We start from the raw sequence: 17,019 nt of genomic DNA, 5'->3' as shown, positions 1-17,019 counted from the left end.
GCCTCACTCCATGCGCAGGAAGTGTTCGCGGTAGAACTTCAGTTCGTCTATCGATTCGTAGATGTCGGCCAGCGCCTCGTGCCGCTGCGCCTTCTTGAACTGCGCAGCCAGTTGCGGCCGCCAGCGCTTGCACAGTTCCTTCAGCGAGGACACGTCGAGGTTGCGGTAGTGGAACCAGGCTTCGAGCGTCGGCATGTGGCGGGCGAGGAAGCGGCGGTCCTGGCAGATCGAGTTGCCGCAGATCGGGCTGGTGCGCTCGGGTACGTACTGACTGAGGAAGGCGATCATCTGCGCGGCCGCTTCGTTCTCGTCCAGCGTCGAGGCGCGCACGCGCTCGGTCAGGCCGGATTTGCCGTGGGTGGCGGTGTTCCAGCTGTCCATGCCGCCGAGCACTTCGTCGGACTGATGCACCGCCAGCACCGGGCCCTCCGCGATCACTTCGAGATTGGCGTCGGTGACCACGCAGGCCAGTTCGATCACGCGGTCGTTGTCCGGATCCAGGCCGGTCATTTCCATGTCCAGCCAGACGAGATGTGTGGGGTCCTGTGCCATAATCGAGAAAATTTCCAAGCGGGATTAATGCGTTCGTCCGAACGCGGATCGGCCCGATTTTGTCACACTCGCGTGACCTGGACTGAGTCTAAATTGACTCTGATCCTGACCGGAACCGCATCCACCCGAGGCAACCCACCATGCTCACCGAAATCTTCGTCGCCGCTCTCGTGCTGACCACCGGCGTGCGCCTGTGGCTGGCCACCCGTCACCGCGCCCACGTCGCCGCCCACCGCAGCGAAGTGCCGGTCGCCTTCCGCGAAGCGATTCCGCTCGATGCCCACCAGAAGGCCGCCGACTACACGGTCGCGCGCGCCGGTCTCGGCCGCACCGACGTCGTCATCGGCGCGCTGTGGCTGCTGGTGCTGACGCTGGGCGGCGGTCTGCAATGGATGTTCGATCTGGCCGGCCGCCTCGCCGGTGACGGCATGGTGCGTGACCTCGTGTTCATCGGCATCGTCGCCTTCGCTTCGTCGCTGATCGACCTGCCGGTGCTCATGTGGCGCACCTTCGTGATCGAACAGCGCTTCGGCTTCAACAAGATGACGCTGGGCATGTTCTTCGGCGACCAGATCAAGCACGGCCTGATCGGTGCCGCCATCGGCGCACCGGCGGTCGCCGCGGTGCTGTGGATCATGGACAGCCTGGGCGCCGCCTGGTGGGTGTATGCATGGGCCTTCTGGCTCACCTTCAGTCTCGCCATGATGGTGCTCTACCCCACCTTCATCGCACCGCTGTTCAACAAGTTCGAACCGATGCCGGCAGGCGAGCTGCGCAGCCGCATCGAGGCGCTGCTTGAGCGCTGCGGCTTCCGCTCCGACGGCCTGTTCGTGATGGACGGCTCGCGCCGCTCGGCGCACGGCAACGCCTACTTCACCGGCTTCGGCAAGGGCAAGCGCATCGTGTTCTTCGACACCCTGCTCAACCGCCTCGGCGGCGACGAGATCGAAGCGGTGCTGGCACACGAGCTGGGCCACTACAAGCACCACCACATCTGGAAGCGCGTCGGCTGGATCGCCGCCGGCAGTCTCGCCTTCTTCGCCCTGCTCGGCTGGCTGGTCGACGCGCCGTGGTTCTTCGAACAGCTGGGCGTGTCGTCACAGGGCGACGCGATGGCGCTGACGCTGTTCGCGCTGGTGATCCCGGTATTCAGTTTCCCGCTGTCGCCCCTGCTGTCGCTGATGTCGCGCAAGCACGAGTTCGAGGCCGACGCCTACGCCGTGGCACAGACCCGCGCCGACTGGCTGGTCACCGCGCTGGTCAAGCTGTACCGCGACAACGCCTCGACGCTGACGCCGGACCCGCTGTATTCGCAGTTCTACGATTCCCACCCGCCGGCCGCGCTGCGCGTGGCGCGGCTGCAATCCACCTGACGATGACCGCACAAGAACTCGCACAACAACACTGCACACCGCAGAAGGGCGCCCACCGCCGCATCGAGGGCGAGGCGCTCGCCGCGGCCCTGAAGGACCTGCGCGGCTGGATCGAAACCGACAAGCACATCGCCAAGGACTTCCAGTTCACCGACTACGCGCAGACCGTCGCCTTCGTGAACCAGGTGGCCGCGCTGGCGGCGGCCGAAGACCACCACCCGGACATCATGTTCGGCGCCAACCGCGTACGCGTGGTGTTCACCACGCACAGCGTGCGCGGCGTGTCCCTCAACGACCTGATCTGCGCCGCCCGCATCGAGGCGATGCGCGACGCCGCCTGACGGTTTGAAAAAAACTCTGCAGCCGGCCGCCCGCATCGTGTCGGCCCACGGCCGGCACTACGTCGCGCGGCTGGAGGACGGCCGCGAAGTGCAGGCCTTCCCGCGCGGCAAGAAGTCGGATATCGCCTGCGGCGACCGCGTGCTGCTCGACATCCAGGGCGAAGATCAGGCGCGCATCGCCGAAGTGCTGCCGCGCACCAGCCTGCTCTACCGCAAGGACATGTGGAAGCAGAAGATGGTGGCCGCCAACGTCGATCTGGTCGCCATCGTCGTCGCCACCGAACCGTCGTTCAGCCCGGAACTGATTTCGCGCATCCTCGTCGCGTGCGAAGCACAGCAGCTGCAGACGCTGATCGTGCTGAACAAGTGCGACCTCACCGCCTCGCTCGACGCCGCCCGCGCCGCACTCGCACCGTTCCGCGCGCTGGGTTACGAAGTGCTCGAAATGAGCGCGGTCGAGGGTGCTGACGCACTGCGCCCCTTCCTGCGCGAGCACACCAGCGTGTTCACCGGCCAGTCCGGCATGGGCAAGTCGACGCTGGTCAATGCGCTGGTCCCCGAAGCGCGCGCCGCGACGCGCGAGGTGTCGCAGGCACTCGATTCGGGCAAGCACACCACCACCTACGCGAAGCTCTACGCGCTCGACGGCGGTGGCGCGCTGATCGACAGCCCGGGCCTGCAGGAATTCGGCCTCGCCCAGCTCGACGTAAACGACCTCGAACAGGCCTTCCCGGATTTCCGCGCCCATCTCGGCAGCTGCCGTTTCCGCGACTGCGCGCACGACAGCGAACCGGGCTGCGGCCTGCGCGACCACGTCGCGCCTGACCGCCTGGCGCTGTATCACCTGCTGCGCCACGAAATCACCACTGCAGCCGCCCCGCAGTACTGATCATCGCCTCCGCGCGTGCGCGAGGCCGTGTCGGGGTCAGAAGACCCCTCCCACAGAAACCCGAACCCCGGCTTCGGTGGCGAATCGGGCGCAATCCTGTGGGAGCGGCCTCGGCCGCGACAGGGCCGCTGCATACCGCCGACTTCGATACAAGCTGCAGTCGGGATCAGAAGACCCCTCCCAAAGAAACCCAAGCCCCGGTTTCGGCGGCGAATCGAGTGCGATCCTGTGGGAGCGGCCTTGGCCGCGACAAGGCTGCTGCGGTCCACAGGCTTCGATACAAGCCGCAGTCGGGGTCAGAAGACCCCTCCCACAGAAACCCGCCGCCCCGGCTTCGGCGGCGAATCGCGCACGATCCTGTGGGAGCGGCCTTGGCCGCGACGCGGCCGCTGCAGACCGCCGACTTCGATACAAGCCGCAGTCGGGGTCAGAAGACCCCTCCCACAGAAACCCGGGCCCCGGCTTCGGCGGCGAATCGGGCGCAATCCCTGTGGGAGCGGCCTTGGCCGCGACTCAGCCACTGCAGGTCGCCGGCTCCGATACACGCCGCGATCGCAAGCATGCACGCTCACTGCAGCATGAAAGTCTCGTACTCCAGCCGCCCCAGCTTCCTGTCCAGCGCCCACAGCCCGAGCATCAGCGTCAGCAGCACCGACAGCGCATAGCCATAGCCGTAGAAGCTGGCGCCGAGCTGGAATGAAATCGCCGTAAACGCGATGTTCGACAGGCAGAAGAAGCCGCACAGCGCGAGGATGATGCGGCGCTGGTCGAGGTAGAAGAACACGTTCAGCAGCGCCAGCAGACCGACCTGCAGGCTGGCGGCCAGGGTCTGGATGTAGAGCAGAGGCAGGTTCAGTTCCGAAATCTCCAGCACCGCGAACACCGCCGGACCGGCGACGATGGCGGCCAGCATGGCCAGCGTCTGGATCTTGCCGATCTCGGCCAGCCCCTGGCGGATCGAATACACCATCTCGTCGCGCATGTCCTCGATGTATTCGAGCGAACCGCCGGTGCGCACCGCGTCGAAGAAGCGGTCGTAGTACTCGACGAAGTCGGTTTCGATGCGCACCAGAAACACCGCCATGCCCGGGATGATGGACAGATAGGCCATGAACACCGGCAGGTCGTAGATGACCGACGCGCGCAGCGGGCCGATGATGGCGTCCGACGTTTCCGGCCAGCTCCAGAACATGAACTTGTCCACCCAGACGCCGAGGTTGTACAGCAGGCCGATCAGCATCAGCGACGGATAGCGCGTCTCGCGGCGGGCGAATTCGTAGGAAATCGTCATCCGCGAACGGTAGTGCCAGGCGGTGATCATCCACATGCCGACGAACAGCACGAAGTGCCCGAGCACGAATCCGCCCAGCAGGCCTTCGAGCCCCCACGGCCGCGCCGCCAGCGCCGACAGCACGGTGACCGCATAGCCGAGCGCGTAGAGCAGCAGGATGGCGCGGTACATCTTCAGGCCGGACAGGAAGATGGTGGCCACCCAGATGCCACATAACAGCACGAAGCCCGCCAGCATCAGCAGACGATAGGACACCGACAGGCCGGCGAACAGCGTGAACGCGAGCAGCAGCCCGACCACGCCGGCAACGGCCAACACCCACAGCAGCAGGCCGTTGAAGTTCGACATCACCAGGTCGTCGCGCTTCTCGAACAGGCGGTCGGAAATGAAGCGGGTGAAGGCGAGCTGCACCAGGCCGGTCAGGATGAGCGAGGTCGAGATCAGATAGGTGACCGACACCTGGAACTGCGTGATCAGGAATTCCGGCACCACCACCGCGCGCGACAGCAGACCCACCATCAGGATGCCGACGATGGACAGCACCCACGGTCCGGAGCCGATCACGCCGGCGTAGCTGTAGGCCTGTACCAGCCCGAGCAGACTGTCCTTCTTCAGCAGCTTGCGCAGTTCGAAACCGATGCCGGCCATCAGCGCGCTCCGTGCCCGAACGGGCAGCCGCTGGCGCTGCGCGTGTCGCGCGCCAGCGCTTCTTCATAGACCGCGCGATAGCGGTCGAACATCAGCGCGTCGCTGTAGTAGCGCTCGACGCGCGCGATGCCGGCCCGCTGTGCCGCCCGCCAGGCCGCGCCGTCGTTCAGCAGTTCGAGCGCGGCGTCGGCCAGCGCCTGCGGGTCGGCGATGCCGACCACGCGACCGGCCGCACCCAGCGCTTCGTCCTCGTCGCCCAGGCCGTACATCAGCTGGCGGCAGGAGCCGACATCGGTCGACACAGCCGGCACGCCGGCGGCATAACCCTCCAGCAGCACCAGCGGCAGCGCCTCGGAAATCGACGACAGCACGACCAGACCGATCTTCGGCATCAGCTCGTCTATCTTCTGCATGCCGAGAAAGCGCACGTTGTCGGACAGGCCGAGGCTGTCGACCAGATTGCGGCACTCCTCGGCGTAGGCCGGATCCTCGTCGGCCGGGCCGGCGATCCAGCCCTGCGCCTCGGGCATGCGATTGACCACGCGGCGCATCGCGCGCACGAAGGTCTTGATGTCCTTGATCGGCACCACGCGACCGATCAGACACAGCACCGGCGGCACGACGTCCGGCCGTTGCGCGCGCAGCGGCGCCAGCCGCTGTATCGCCACCCCGTTCGGAATGTTGCGCGTGCGCGCGGCGTCGGCACCGTCGGCCACCTGGCGCAGCCGGTTGGTTTCGTACAGCGCGATGATGGGGTCGGCGGCGGCGTAGGTGATGCGCCCCAGCCATTCGAAGAAGCGTATCCACAACTGGCGGAAGTAGCTCAGCTCCGACGCGTCCTTCTGGAACACGTTGCGGTTGTCGCGTATCCACTCGTTCTGGTAGAGGTCGATCTTGCGTTCCTTGGTGTAGATGCCGTGTTCCGACAGCACCAGCGGACGCCCGGTCGACTGCGCCAGCATGGCGCCGAGAAAGCCGGCGTAACCGGTCGACACGCTGTGATAGACCTTCGCCGGAACCAGCGTGTGCGCGATGCGGGCGAGCTGCCACAGCGGCTGGTGCATGATGCGCACCGTCCAGAAGTAATCGACGAAGCTCGGGTCGCTGCAGTACTTGCGGTAGCGGTCGGTGACGATGTCCCACGACGCTTCGCTGCGCAGGAAGGCGTCGAGATCGATGCGTCCGCCGGGGCGGATGTCGCGGCAGGCTTCGGCGAACAGTGCCTCGACGTCGGCGCCGCCATGGCGGAAGGATTCATGCAGCGCCGCCATCCGCTCGAAGGCCTGCGCGTCGCCGGCCATGCCGGACTTGCGGTCGTGCGCACTGGCGCCGCCGCCGAGGTCGTCATGCAGGTAGTGCGCTTCCAGATGCACCACGTTGTCCGGCAGCGCATAGCGCATGTCGCCGTAGTCGCTGCGCCGGCTGCCGATGAACACGACGGCGAAGCGCAGTTCGGGATAGGCGCGGATGATCTGGTTCACCCAGCTCGACACCCCGCCCGCCACATAGGGGAAGGTGCCCTCAAGCAGCAGCGCGACATCGACGCCCTGCTCCGCCCGGCGGATCACCTCACTCACCGAATGGTCCTCCGTCGCTGCCGCAAGAAGGAAGACCGCGGTCGAACCGGTCGATCAATGCTGCACTCATGCCTGCCCCCAGAATTTCAGCACCGGCTGCAGCCGCGACAGACCTTCCCAGTCCTGCATCGTCTGCAGCAGCGCGCGCACCTGCGTGAAGTCGCGTCGCGCGAACGCCAGTTCGGCCAGATAGGGCACGACGCGCGAAGCGGGCAGGCCCAGTTCGCGCGCGCGCCGGTAGGCCGCATCGGCCTCCTCCAGCCGGCCCATCTGCTGCAGCAGACGACCGTGCTGCAGATGCAGCGCCGGGTCGTTGCCGCGCGTCTGCAGCGCGGTTTCGCTGTAGCGCAGCGCCTCGCCGACCGCGTAGTCGAGCAGGTCGCCCTGCACCAGCCCCTGATAGATCAGCTCCCAATAAAGCGCCGCCAGCTGATGCGCGACGCGGCTGCGCTGTTCGGCGTCGCGGCTCGCGGCGTAACGCTGACGGGCTTCGTGGATGTCGGCGTTGAGCCGCTTCTCGCGGCTGTCGAGCAGGCCGTAGGCGAGCAGGCGCAGGTCGTCCTCGGAATCGCCGAGCAGTTCGCGCAACACCGGCGAACCGATGCGCGACGGCGCGTGCGACAGCGCCACCATCGCGCGCAGACGCTGCGGCACCGGCGCGCGTTCGTTCTTCAGGAACTGTCGCACGCCGGCCTGACGGAAGCCCGCGGCCGACTTCTCGCTGCTTTCGTGGATGTCCAGATCCGGCAGCCGCACCGCCGAGAAGCGCTGCGGCGCCTTCAGCCGCGGCAGCAGGTGGCGCATCAGCGCGCCCGCCAGCACGCCGACGAAACCGAGTACCGGCACGAAGAAGATGCAGCTGAACAGCAGAGACAGCACGCTGGTGCGCGGCTTCGAGCGGGCCGGCGGAATCAGCGCGTACACCGCCAGCGCGAGCATCAGGCTGGCCGGTGCGTGTGCCGCCAGGTAGGCGGACAGCGCGAGGTCCGGTGCGTCGATGCTGCCCAGACCGTAGAAGGCGGTCAGCTCGGCGAGCAGCGCGGCGAAGGCGAGCTGGCTACTGCCCATGCGGCACCTTCAGCACGCCGCTCAACAGCGCGACCGGCTCGACCTGATCGAGCATGCTGATGCGGCTGCCGACGCCGCTGTCGTCCAGTCCGCTGCCGCGGTGCTGGCGCAACCAGTTGTCGATGCGCGCCAGATAGCCTTCGACCGCGGCACTGCCGGCCAGCGGCATCAGCGTGAGCAGACGCGGGCGGTCGCCACCGTCGACCTTCCACACCACATCGAGCGAACGCTGGATGCGGGCGATCTGCTGCACCAGTTCGCGCCCCTCCTCGCCCGCCGGAAATTCCAGCGTGACCAGCGCGCTGGCGACGCCGGACTCGACGCGGACGCGCCACATGCGTGCCATTTCGAAAGCGAAGTCGAGCGGACAGTCGGCGAAGCGCGCACGCAGCGGTGCCGCCAGCTCGCTCGCCGACAGGCCGTCGGCGTAGTAGCCGAGCAGCAGGTTCAGCATCTGCAGCGTTTCTTCGTGCAGCGCGAAGAAGGGCATGCGATCGACCACCAGCAGCGCCCGCATCGAACCACTCATGTCGCTCAGCGGTGCCACCACCAGATAGCGCGAGCCGCCCTCGGCGCGCTCGTCGTCGAGCGCCACGTGCGCCAGCCGGCGACGCTCCAGAGCGAAGCCGATCAGCGGATCGCTGGCATCGATGTCGAACGGCGCGCCAAGATAGGTCGGCGCGCCGCCATCGGGGCGGCCGTCGGCATCGACCGGCAGCAGCGCTGCGCGTTCGATCTGGCAGTACTGCGCCACCAGACGCAGCAGGTCGGGCGCGCCCGGCAGCGCGTCACCGGCAGCGCCGGGCGCCGAGGCCAGCGCGCGCAGGCTCACCAGCGCGTCGCGCATCGACACCGGACGCGAGATCAGATCCTGCTCCAGCCGGTCGTGCGACAGGCGCAGCAGGTAATGCTGGTGCGTCAGATACTCCAGGCGCTGCTCGAGGTAGGCCTGCACGCTCTCGGCGCGCCGCACGCGATTGCGCCACAGCGACGAGAACTCGCCGCAGATCATCACCGTGATGAGCCAGCCGAGGAAATACAGCTTGGGCAGTTCGCCCAGCGCCACGCCCAGTTCGCCGAAAACGAACCACGCGGCAAACACGATGGCACTGGCGGCCAGACCGGGGATCGGGCCATAGCGCAGCGCCACCAGCACCGGGCCGAGCCACACCCAGGCGAACTGCGCCCGCAGGAAGAAGGGGTCGAGCGGGTTGAGCCAGAAGGCGAGCAGCAGCGCGAGCAGCGGCGTGGCCAGCGTCTCGGCCACGGCCGCCGCACCGGCACCGGACCCGGTCGGCGTGAAGCGCGCCATCAGGCGCCGCAGCAGCGGCTCGTCAGTGCGCCGGATGACCGGCTTCTCGCCGGGCGAGCGTTCGTTCATTTCAGCGCCGGCACCAGCAGCGACTTGATCAGTTCCTGCGCCACCGCGGCCAGCGATTCACGGCTCCAGCCGCTCTTGCCGCCGACACCGCTCCACAACACGCGACCGCTGTCGACCTCGACGATCTGCAATGCAATGCCGACCGCCGGCTCGCCATCCACGCCGACCTTGTAGCGCCACTCATCGACCGTGCCGGTCACGGCGTAGCGCGCACCCTGCGCCTTCGCCCATTCGATCGCCTTCGCGTCGTCCTTCGCCTGCCCGGTCTCGAACAGGTTGTCGCGCTGCAGATCGGACGGATAGCGCTGCACGTTGGCGACGCCGAGCGCACGCAGCAGGTTTTCGGTCACCGCCTCGGCGCGCTGGCCGGCGAACGGCGTTTCGGTCGCATTGCCGAAGGGCAGCAGCACCCAGGCCGCCGACTTGTCGGCGCCGGACGGCGCCGAGTGATCGATGACGGCGCAGCCGGCGAGCAGCGCCAGCGCGGCGGCGAGGCCGGCGATGTAGTTGATCAGGCGTTTCATGCGAACTCTCCCGGTTCAGAAAAACAGTCGGTAGTGCAGTGCGAATTCGGTGGTGCGCGCGAAGATGCCACCACCGCCCTTGTCCTGTCGCCAGGACAGCGAAAAATGATCGGTACCGAGCAGGCTGCCGGCCACGCCGAACGACACGTCGTAACCGGCGCCGGCGACGCTGTTGTTGGATACGCCGATCGAACCGAAGGGGCGCAGCGCCTTCGTGTAGTCGCGCAGCAGGCGGATGTTGTGAGTGAGCCTGAGCCCCTGCAGATTGAAGCTTTGCGGACGCAGCGCCGTGACGTCGGCATCGCTGCCGGCGAACAGGCGCTGCTTGATGTCGACCGCCCGCGCGTCGGCGAGATCGATGTCGGACGGGCTGAAGCGGTAGCCAGCGACATAGGCGCTGACTTCGAGATCGGGCAGTTCGGTGCGGATCGAATGCACCAGCTCGGCCTGCCACAGACGGCCGCTGCCGATGGACAGGCCGTTCTGCGCCCGGTAGCGATAGCCGCCCAGCTGCAGGCCGACGCGGTCGTAGCGCGACACGCGGTAACTGGCACGCAGGTCGATCTGGTCGCGCATGCCGGCCGCGCGCAGGCCGAGGTTTTCGGTCGCCGGCATGTCGGTGCCGATGCCGGCCGTCGCACTGAGCCGGTTGTCGATGCGCTGTTCGCGCTCGATGGCGAACGGGTGGATGGTTTCGAAACCATCGCGCTGGCCGAGCGTGATGCGGGTGGTGCCGTCGTCGTGCGCCCAGGCAAGCTTGCCGAGCAGATAGCTGCTCTCTCCCGGCACCGCGGAAAACTGCGTGTTGTCGCCACGGCTGCGCGAGATCGAGCCGAATTCGAAGCTCATCCGCAGATCGGGCGCGATCGCCATGTCCAGCGTGGCGCCGGCCTGCCGCTCGTCGATGCCGCCCAGTTCGCGCTGCGCGATGTCGAGATCGAAACGGTGCGCGTAATCGAGCATCGCATCGGACAGTTGCAGATGCAGCGGCGCGTCGTCACGCTGGGCGTCCATCGTCTCGAAGGCGGCACTCTGCGCACGACGCAGATCGCCAACCAGACGTGCGCTGTTCACGCGGTCGTAGCGCGGCAGCCGCTCGTCCCAGGTTTCGAGCAGCGCGCCGACCGCCGCCACGTCGCCCTGCCCGAGCGCGGCGGTGATGTCGGCCCACAGCGGGCGGTTCAGCGCGCGTCCGTACTGGTGCCACAGGAAGCCGCGTACCGCGTCGTACTCGCCGCGGTCGATGAACCAGGACAGCGCCAGTTCACGCGCCGCCGGCAACCACTGGCCGTCCGGAGCGCGGTCCAGCCGCAGCACCTCGCGCAGCAGCGCGTGCGACGCGTCACCCGGCTGCTGTGCCCGCGCCAGTCGCACCCGTGCCAGTCGCTGCAGCTGACCGATGTCGCCAGCGGCCAGTTCGCCCAGTCGCGGTCGCTCCTGCGCCCACAGCGTCTGACGCAGGCGCCAGGCCCGGTCGACCTCCTGGTTCTGTTCCAGCGCGTCGGCGACATTCATCATCCACAGGAAGTCGCCACGCTTGCGGCCGAAACGCGGCAGCATGTAGCGGTCGAGCGCCACCTGCGGGCGCGACAGCGCCTGCCAGGCCGCGGCCAGCGCGTCGTGCAGCGCTTCGTCCTGCGCCCACACCTGTTCCTTGCGCAGCAGCAGATCGCGCAGCGCGCGCACTTCGTTGCCGTCGATCAGCAGCCACAGCAGCGCCGAACGCACGTCGGCCGAGTCCGGCACCAGCGTCAGTGCGGCGCTGAAGTCGGCGAAGGCGAGGTCGCGGCGCCCGGCCGACTGGTGCCACTGCGCGCGCATCTGCAGGAACAGCGGCACACGCTCGGCCTTGGCCAGCTGAGCGGTGCTCATGTCGCCGATGATGCGACCGACGTCCTGCGGCCGGCCGGCGAACACGTAGAGGTCGAGCGTGCGCATCAGCCAGGGTGTGTCGCCGTAACGGCGCCAGCCGCGCTCGGCCTCGCGCGCCGCCGCCAGCGGCGCGACATCGGTCAGCAGTTCGATCAGGTCGGCCAGCTCGAAGGCATCGGCGTCGTCGAAGCGCGTCACGCGCTCCAGCGCGGCGCGCGCCCTGTCGTCGTCCTGCAGCAGCATGGCGAGTGAGGAATACAGCCGCCAGTAGTCGCGATCGGCGTCGGTCGCCACCGCCTTGGCCGATTCGAGCGCCTGCATCGCATCGTCGAAGCGGCTGCGCACGATGAGCAGCGCGGCGCGGCGAGACGCACGCGCGGGCTCCGGCGCAACGACAGTATCGAGGCGCGCCAGCGTGGCCAGGGCGAGGTCGATGTCGCCGGCACGTTCGGCCAGATCGGCCAGCGCCTTCAGCGCCTGCGGCGTGGGTGAGCTGGCGGTGATCTTCTGCAGGAAGGCGATGCCTTCGCGCGGCCGCCCCTGCCGTTCGTAGGCGGCGACGATCTCGCCCAGCAGACGCATGTCACCCGGCGAACGGCGCAGCCGGTGCTGCAACGCGGGCAGCAGCGCCTCGTCGTCGAGCAGGCCCGGTGCCAGCCGCAGCACGGCGTCCCAGGCGTCTTCGCGGCCGGTACGCTGCGCCAGCACGAGCCACTGATCCAGCGCCTCCTGCGGCTTGCCGGCCCATTCGGACACGGTGGCCAGACGCTCGCGCCACTTCATGTCGTCCGGCGCCTGACGCACCGCCGAGGCAGCCACACGCTGCGCGTCGTCGAGCTGGCGGTTGCCGATGAAGGCCTCGTAACCCAGCGTGTAGATCTTGTCGTCGAACGGCAGGTCGGGGCCCGCACCAGTGGCGACGCGCCACGGCTGCGCGTCGAAGCCGGTCTGCGCGAGCATTGCGCGGCGCAATTGCTGCTGCAGCGACAGCTTCAGCATCTGTTTCGCGTAACGGGCGGCCGCGTCCGGACGGTTGGCGGCGCGCGCCAGCGTGACCAGGTAGTAGAGCACTTCGGTGTCGTTCGCCAGTTCGCCGATCTCGCGCTCTGCAGTGTCGAGCGCGAGATCGAGCAGATTGCCGGACTGCAGCGTGCGCAGCGCCTGCAGGAAGAGCTGGCGACGGACCGCTGCGTCGGGCTCGCGGCTGCGCTGCAGCAGCAGCATGCGCGCCGCGCCCTCGTACTCGCCCTGCCCCAGCAGTTCCGCCGCCGCCTGCCCATACAGGCGCGGATCGACCGCGCTGCCGTCGCGCTGGAAGGTGGCGATCAGGTCCAGCGCCAGCAGCGCCTGTCCGCGCGACAGCGCGCGCTGCACCAGCGACATCCGGTTGATTTCGTTGAGGCCGTCGATCGCCACCGCATCGCGCAGGCGCTGCGGCAGCTGCGCCTCAAGCTCGACGTGGCGCGACGACCACGGCGCCGTCGACAGCAGCTCGCTCTCGTAAAGCGTCCAGTCCACCCAGCGCGCTTCGGTCAGCGTGTCGCGATCGATGTCGCTCGCCAGCAGTGGCGCCAGATCGGCACGCGCCTGTTCGTAGTCGCGCCGCGCCAGCGACTGCCGCACCAGCGCCAACCGCAGTTCCGGGTTCCGCGGATCGGTGCGCAGCAGGTTGCGCAGATAGACGACGGTGAGCGTGTCGCCGCGCGTGGCGTTGATCGTGTATTGCACCAGCGCCTGATAGGGATAGAGCAGCACCAGCAGCACGCCGACCAGCGCACCGATGCCCAGCAGCACGTGCGGTGCGACCAGGCGCGGTCGCTCAAGCGAGGCGGCAGCGTAGCTCGATCGTCGCAGCATGGGCGCTCAGTCGGTAGTGGGTCAGCGCGCCGTCGCGGCGCTGCGCGGCGAGTGCGCGGCCGTCGGCGGATACGCTGCAGCGCTCGGCGTTCGCCAGTGCGAACTCGAGCGGCACGTGGGCGCGCAGTTCGAAGCGGTACAGCTCGCCGTCGCGCGTCGCCGACAGCACGCGGGCATTGGCGTCGGCCAGCATCGGCAGGCGCGGATCGACCGCGGCGAGACGCAGCTCCGCCTCGTCCGCGGTGAGGTGCACGTAACGTCCCTCGCCGCCGTCGCGGAAGCCGGCCACGCCCGGCGACGCCGGCAGGTCGGGCACGCCCAGTTCGCGCGGCAGGCGCAGCGTGCGCAGATGGTGCGCGTTGCGCACCCGGTAACGCTCGCCGTCCAGCGTGCGCGCCAGCACCACATCGTTGAAGTTCATCGCGATGCGCACGTATTCGCTCGGATAGACCGGATGCACCGGCTGCGAGAGCGCGTGCCGGTACACCTTGTGCAGCGCCTCCAGCGCCGCCTGCTTGCTCGCCGAATAGGTGTGGTAGTAGATGTTGATCGGCTTGAGCCGGCGCGGCTCGTCGGTGAAATCGAAGGTTTCGGTGACGCGCTCGAAACCGTAGAACGGACCGGTCCACAGATTGGTGTAGACGTTCTCGTTCATGATCGGCGCATGAACGTGAAAGTGCCGGCCCTGCCAGGTCCCGAGTGCCGACACCGCGGCGAGGCTGGGATAGAGGCGGCTCGCCACCGTGTAGCCGCCATTCATCTGCACCATGCCCAGGCGCTCGACCATGTCCAGCGCGGCTTCGGTCGGTGCGGCATCACCGGTCCACAGCATCAGGCCGACCGGCTTGCCCGGCGGTGCGAGGCGGCTGCGGATGTAGTCGACCGAGCCGGCGATTTCGCGCTCCAGCGACGGCACGTAGCCGTCGGGCGCGAGCGAGTAACCCTGCAGGGCCTGCTTCACTTCGCCGCGCTCGACACTGTCCCAGTAGAACGGATGGGTGTAGCTGTGCGACGCGATCTCGACGTGCGGCAGCGCGAACATGCGGCGCGCGACCGACTCCATTTCGACCGAATCCTTCGCGTACGGCCCCTGTGCGCTGGTTTCGATCTCGATCACCGACATCGCGTGCGGCACGACGTAGCGCTTCAGTACGTCATCGAGCAGCACCTCGGCGGCCAGCCGGCGCCCCTTCATTTCCGCGCGCGACGCGAAGCCGTCACCGTCGATGTGGGCGAAGAACATGCGACGACCGCTGAGCGTGGTGGTGTCGGGTACCGGCAGCGGCGGCAGCGCGAGCGCATCGCGGATGAAGGCGAAAGGTTCGACGATCCAGCGCACCTGCGCCTCCTCCAGCGGCAGCGCACGGATGGCGAACGGATGCAGCGCAAAGCCGCCCCAGGGCATCTGCGCCACCGCGTCGTACTTCTTCCCGTCGGCATCCGACACGGTGAGCAGCGTCCGTGCCGCATCGACATCGACGCGTATCCGCGCCAGCCGTCCGCGCTCGGGAATCGGCGGCGATTCGAAGCCGACGGACGGATCGGCCATTGCGATGTCGAGCCGTCCGCGCGCTGGCGCGACGGAGGCCAAGCCAGCCTCGCGCAGGAAGTCGCCTGCCGGCTCGAATCCGAAGGAGCCGAACACCGCCAGACGGGTGCCTTCGGCGATGCGCGCCGCTATCCAGCGCGCAAGCACGGTCGTGCGCGCAGGCGGCACGTAGCCGTCGAACCAGCTCACGACCCCCGCGTACTCCGCGGCCGGCACGGTGTCCGGCAGCGGCTCGTTCACATCGACATAGTCCGTCACGTAACCGAGGTGATTGACCGGCATCTCGGCGTAGCGATGGGCGCTCGACACGTTGACGCGCGCCGCCTCGCGGCTGTTGTACAGGAACAGTAGCTTGCGCGGCAGCACCTCGACCAGGCCGACGCCGAGGTGACGCAGATCGCCGTCGGTCACGTAGGGCACGATGCCGTGCGCGTGGATGCGTCGCGCCGTATCGCGCGCCGTATCGCGCGCCGCTGGGGCCACGTAGTCGATGGCGATCGCCGTCACGCCGTACTTGTCGCGCGCCGCGAGCAGTTGTCCGAGCAGCCAGTCGCGGTCGGCCTGCCCGACCTCGACATAGCGCTTCTTCTTCGCGTCCCAGCCGCGGTACAGCGACTCGGCGGCGACCGCATAGACCTCGCCGCGCAGGTCGGGCAGCAGTTCGAAACCGCGGTTGAAGATGAGGCGGATGCCGGGAAAGCGGCTGCGCAACTGCCGCACCACAGCCACCATGCCCTGCTGCTGGGCAAGGATGTCGACACCATTGACCAGATGGTAGGAATCCAGCGTGTCGAGAAAGAAGCCGCGATAGCCACGCGCCCACAGCGGGGCGATCACCTGTTCGGCGAAGAAGGCCGGCCACGCACTCTGGGCCTGGTCGATCACGAGGGATTTCCAGGCCGGATTGCGACCGATGCGCCAGGCTTCCGGAATACGTGCCGCGTAAGGGCGGGTCGGATGCACCTCGCCCACGCTCACGTAGGCGAACAGTTCGGAGCGTCCCTGCCCGCGGTAGGCGACCGGGTCGAAACCATGGTCGGGTTCGACCACCGCGATGTCGAAGGCCTTCATCGCCGTCAGCGGGGCATCGGCACCATAGTGCAGTGCAACCGACGGCAGCTCGCCCGCCTGTGCGCTGGCCGCCACGGCGAACAACGCGAGCGCGACGAAGCACAGCAGACGGGTGTAACGCGACAGGTCAGGACGGTGCAGCGAACGAAAGATCGAAAGCATCAGGTCACGGGCGCCGACAGGGTTTCCGGTGAACGGCGCATTGTGGGGGAACCTTTAGCTTGCAGGCCCGAGTTGGGCAAAATTTGCGCTGCACAACGCTCTCGCGCCGTCGACGGCGCGATCAGGCGAGCGGGATCCAGTCCGGCGACGGCAGCGCGTGGAAGGCTTCGCGCAGGCTTTCGCCCCAGCGTGTGCGGATCATTTCGAAATAGGCGTTCTCGGCGTCGATGCGCGTGTGCGAACACACCCTCAGCGCGCCGGTACGCAGCACCAGCAGGTCCAGCGGCAGGCCGACCGACAGGTTGGAGCGGATGGTTGAATCCATCGAGATCAACGCGCACTTGGCCGCCTCGTCCAGCGTGGTTTCCGGGCGGATGACGCGGTCGATGATGGGCTTGCCGTACTTCGCCTCGCCGATCTGGAAGTAAGGCGTGTCGCGCGTCGCCTCGATGAAGTTCCCGGCAGCGTAGATCTGGAACAGCCGCGGCTCCTCGCCGAGTATCTGGCCGCCAAGGATGAGACTGGCGTTGAACTCGATGCCGAATTCCTTCAGCGCCTCGCCGTCGCGCGCGTGTACCTCGCGCAGACAGTCGCCGACGTGGCGCGCCGCCTCGAACATGTTGGCGACCGTGTACAGGTTGGGCCCGTCGGTGGCGAGACGCTCGCGCAGCAGGCTCACCAGGGTCTGCGTCAGCGCGAGGTTGCCGGCGCTCATCAGCACCAGCACGCGCTCGCCCGGGCGCTCGAACAGATTCATCTTGCGGAAGGTGTTGATGTGATCGACACCGGCATTGGTGCGCGAATCGGACAGGCATACGAGCCCGGCGTCGAGCAGCATGCCCACGCAGTAGGTCATGGCGGATT

12 protein-coding genes are annotated in these 17,019 nt (G+C 67.9%); 3 read left to right on the top strand and 9 right to left on the bottom strand.

The features are described from left to right. Window positions 1-3 precede the first annotated feature (3 nt). Window positions 4-552: an oligoribonuclease gene (gene orn, locus IV112_RS08235; protein ID WP_304002728.1), complete on the bottom strand. Its 549-nt coding sequence runs from the start codon at window positions 550-552 to the stop codon at window positions 4-6. Window positions 553-692: 140 nt separating this feature from the next. Between orn and IV112_RS08230 the strand changes: the two genes are divergently transcribed. Genes IV112_RS08230 through rsgA form a run of 3 tightly spaced genes read left to right on the top strand, consistent with a single transcriptional unit; the run spans window position 693 to window position 3,155 of the window. Further along, window positions 693-1,925, top strand: a complete 1,233-nt coding sequence (locus tag IV112_RS08230; protein WP_304002725.1) for a M48 family metallopeptidase — start codon at window positions 693-695, stop codon at window positions 1,923-1,925. A gap of 2 nt (window positions 1,926-1,927) precedes the next feature. Then, a complete protein-coding gene (locus tag IV112_RS08225) occupies window positions 1,928-2,266 on the top strand; it encodes a 4a-hydroxytetrahydrobiopterin dehydratase (RefSeq protein ID WP_304002723.1) in 339 nt (112 codons plus the stop codon). A gap of 4 nt (window positions 2,267-2,270) precedes the next feature. Continuing rightward, window positions 2,271-3,155, top strand: coding sequence for a ribosome small subunit-dependent GTPase A (rsgA, locus tag IV112_RS08220; RefSeq protein ID WP_304002720.1), 885 nt, complete (start codon window positions 2,271-2,273; stop codon window positions 3,153-3,155). Between the two features lie 568 nt (window positions 3,156-3,723). Here the strand turns inward: rsgA and pelG are convergent. The 8 genes from pelG to IV112_RS08180 all read right to left on the bottom strand — a co-directional run bounded on the left by pelG (window position 3,724) and on the right by IV112_RS08180 (window position 17,011). After that, the gene (pelG, locus tag IV112_RS08215) at window positions 3,724-5,094 is read right to left on the bottom strand and encodes an exopolysaccharide Pel transporter PelG (protein WP_304002717.1); all 1,371 of its coding nucleotides are present in this window, start codon (window positions 5,092-5,094) and stop codon (window positions 3,724-3,726) included. Next, complete coding sequence (pelF, locus tag IV112_RS08210; RefSeq protein WP_304002714.1) at window positions 5,094-6,671, bottom strand: GT4 family glycosyltransferase PelF; 1,578 nt, start codon at window positions 6,669-6,671, stop codon at window positions 5,094-5,096. Before pelF ends, pelG begins: the two co-directional genes overlap by 1 nt. Before the next feature lie 66 nt (window positions 6,672-6,737). After that, entirely contained in the window at window positions 6,738-7,739 is a 1,002-nt protein-coding gene (locus IV112_RS08205; RefSeq protein WP_304002711.1) for a hypothetical protein, read from the bottom strand. Beyond that, on the bottom strand, window positions 7,729-9,120 hold the full coding sequence (locus tag IV112_RS08200) for a PelD GGDEF domain-containing protein (RefSeq protein WP_304002708.1): 1,392 nt from the start codon (window positions 9,118-9,120) through the stop codon (window positions 7,729-7,731). Before IV112_RS08200 ends, IV112_RS08205 begins: the two co-directional genes overlap by 11 nt. Further along, on the bottom strand, window positions 9,117-9,644 hold the full coding sequence (locus IV112_RS08195) for a penicillin-binding protein activator LpoB (RefSeq protein ID WP_304002705.1): 528 nt from the start codon (window positions 9,642-9,644) through the stop codon (window positions 9,117-9,119). The genes IV112_RS08200 and IV112_RS08195 overlap by 4 nt, the downstream gene beginning before the upstream one ends. Window positions 9,645-9,659: 15 nt before the next feature. After that, entirely contained in the window at window positions 9,660-13,373 is a 3,714-nt protein-coding gene (locus tag IV112_RS08190) for a tetratricopeptide repeat protein (protein WP_304002702.1), read from the bottom strand. Then, complete coding sequence (locus tag IV112_RS08185) at window positions 13,336-16,155, bottom strand: bifunctional glycoside hydrolase 114/ polysaccharide deacetylase family protein (RefSeq protein WP_304002700.1); 2,820 nt, start codon at window positions 16,153-16,155, stop codon at window positions 13,336-13,338. Before IV112_RS08185 ends, IV112_RS08190 begins: the two co-directional genes overlap by 38 nt. A 121-nt stretch (window positions 16,156-16,276) precedes the next feature. Beyond that, the gene (locus IV112_RS08180; RefSeq protein ID WP_304002698.1) at window positions 16,277-17,011 is read right to left on the bottom strand and encodes a proteasome-type protease; all 735 of its coding nucleotides are present in this window, start codon (window positions 17,009-17,011) and stop codon (window positions 16,277-16,279) included. Window positions 17,012-17,019 lie beyond the last annotated feature (8 nt).

This window comes from Methyloversatilis discipulorum (assembly GCF_018780585.1).
GTDB classification, from domain to species: domain Bacteria; phylum Pseudomonadota; class Gammaproteobacteria; order Burkholderiales; family Rhodocyclaceae; genus Methyloversatilis; species Methyloversatilis discipulorum_B.
Note: the sequence above shows the minus strand (reverse complement) of the source record. Positions and strands in the feature narration are given on the sequence as shown.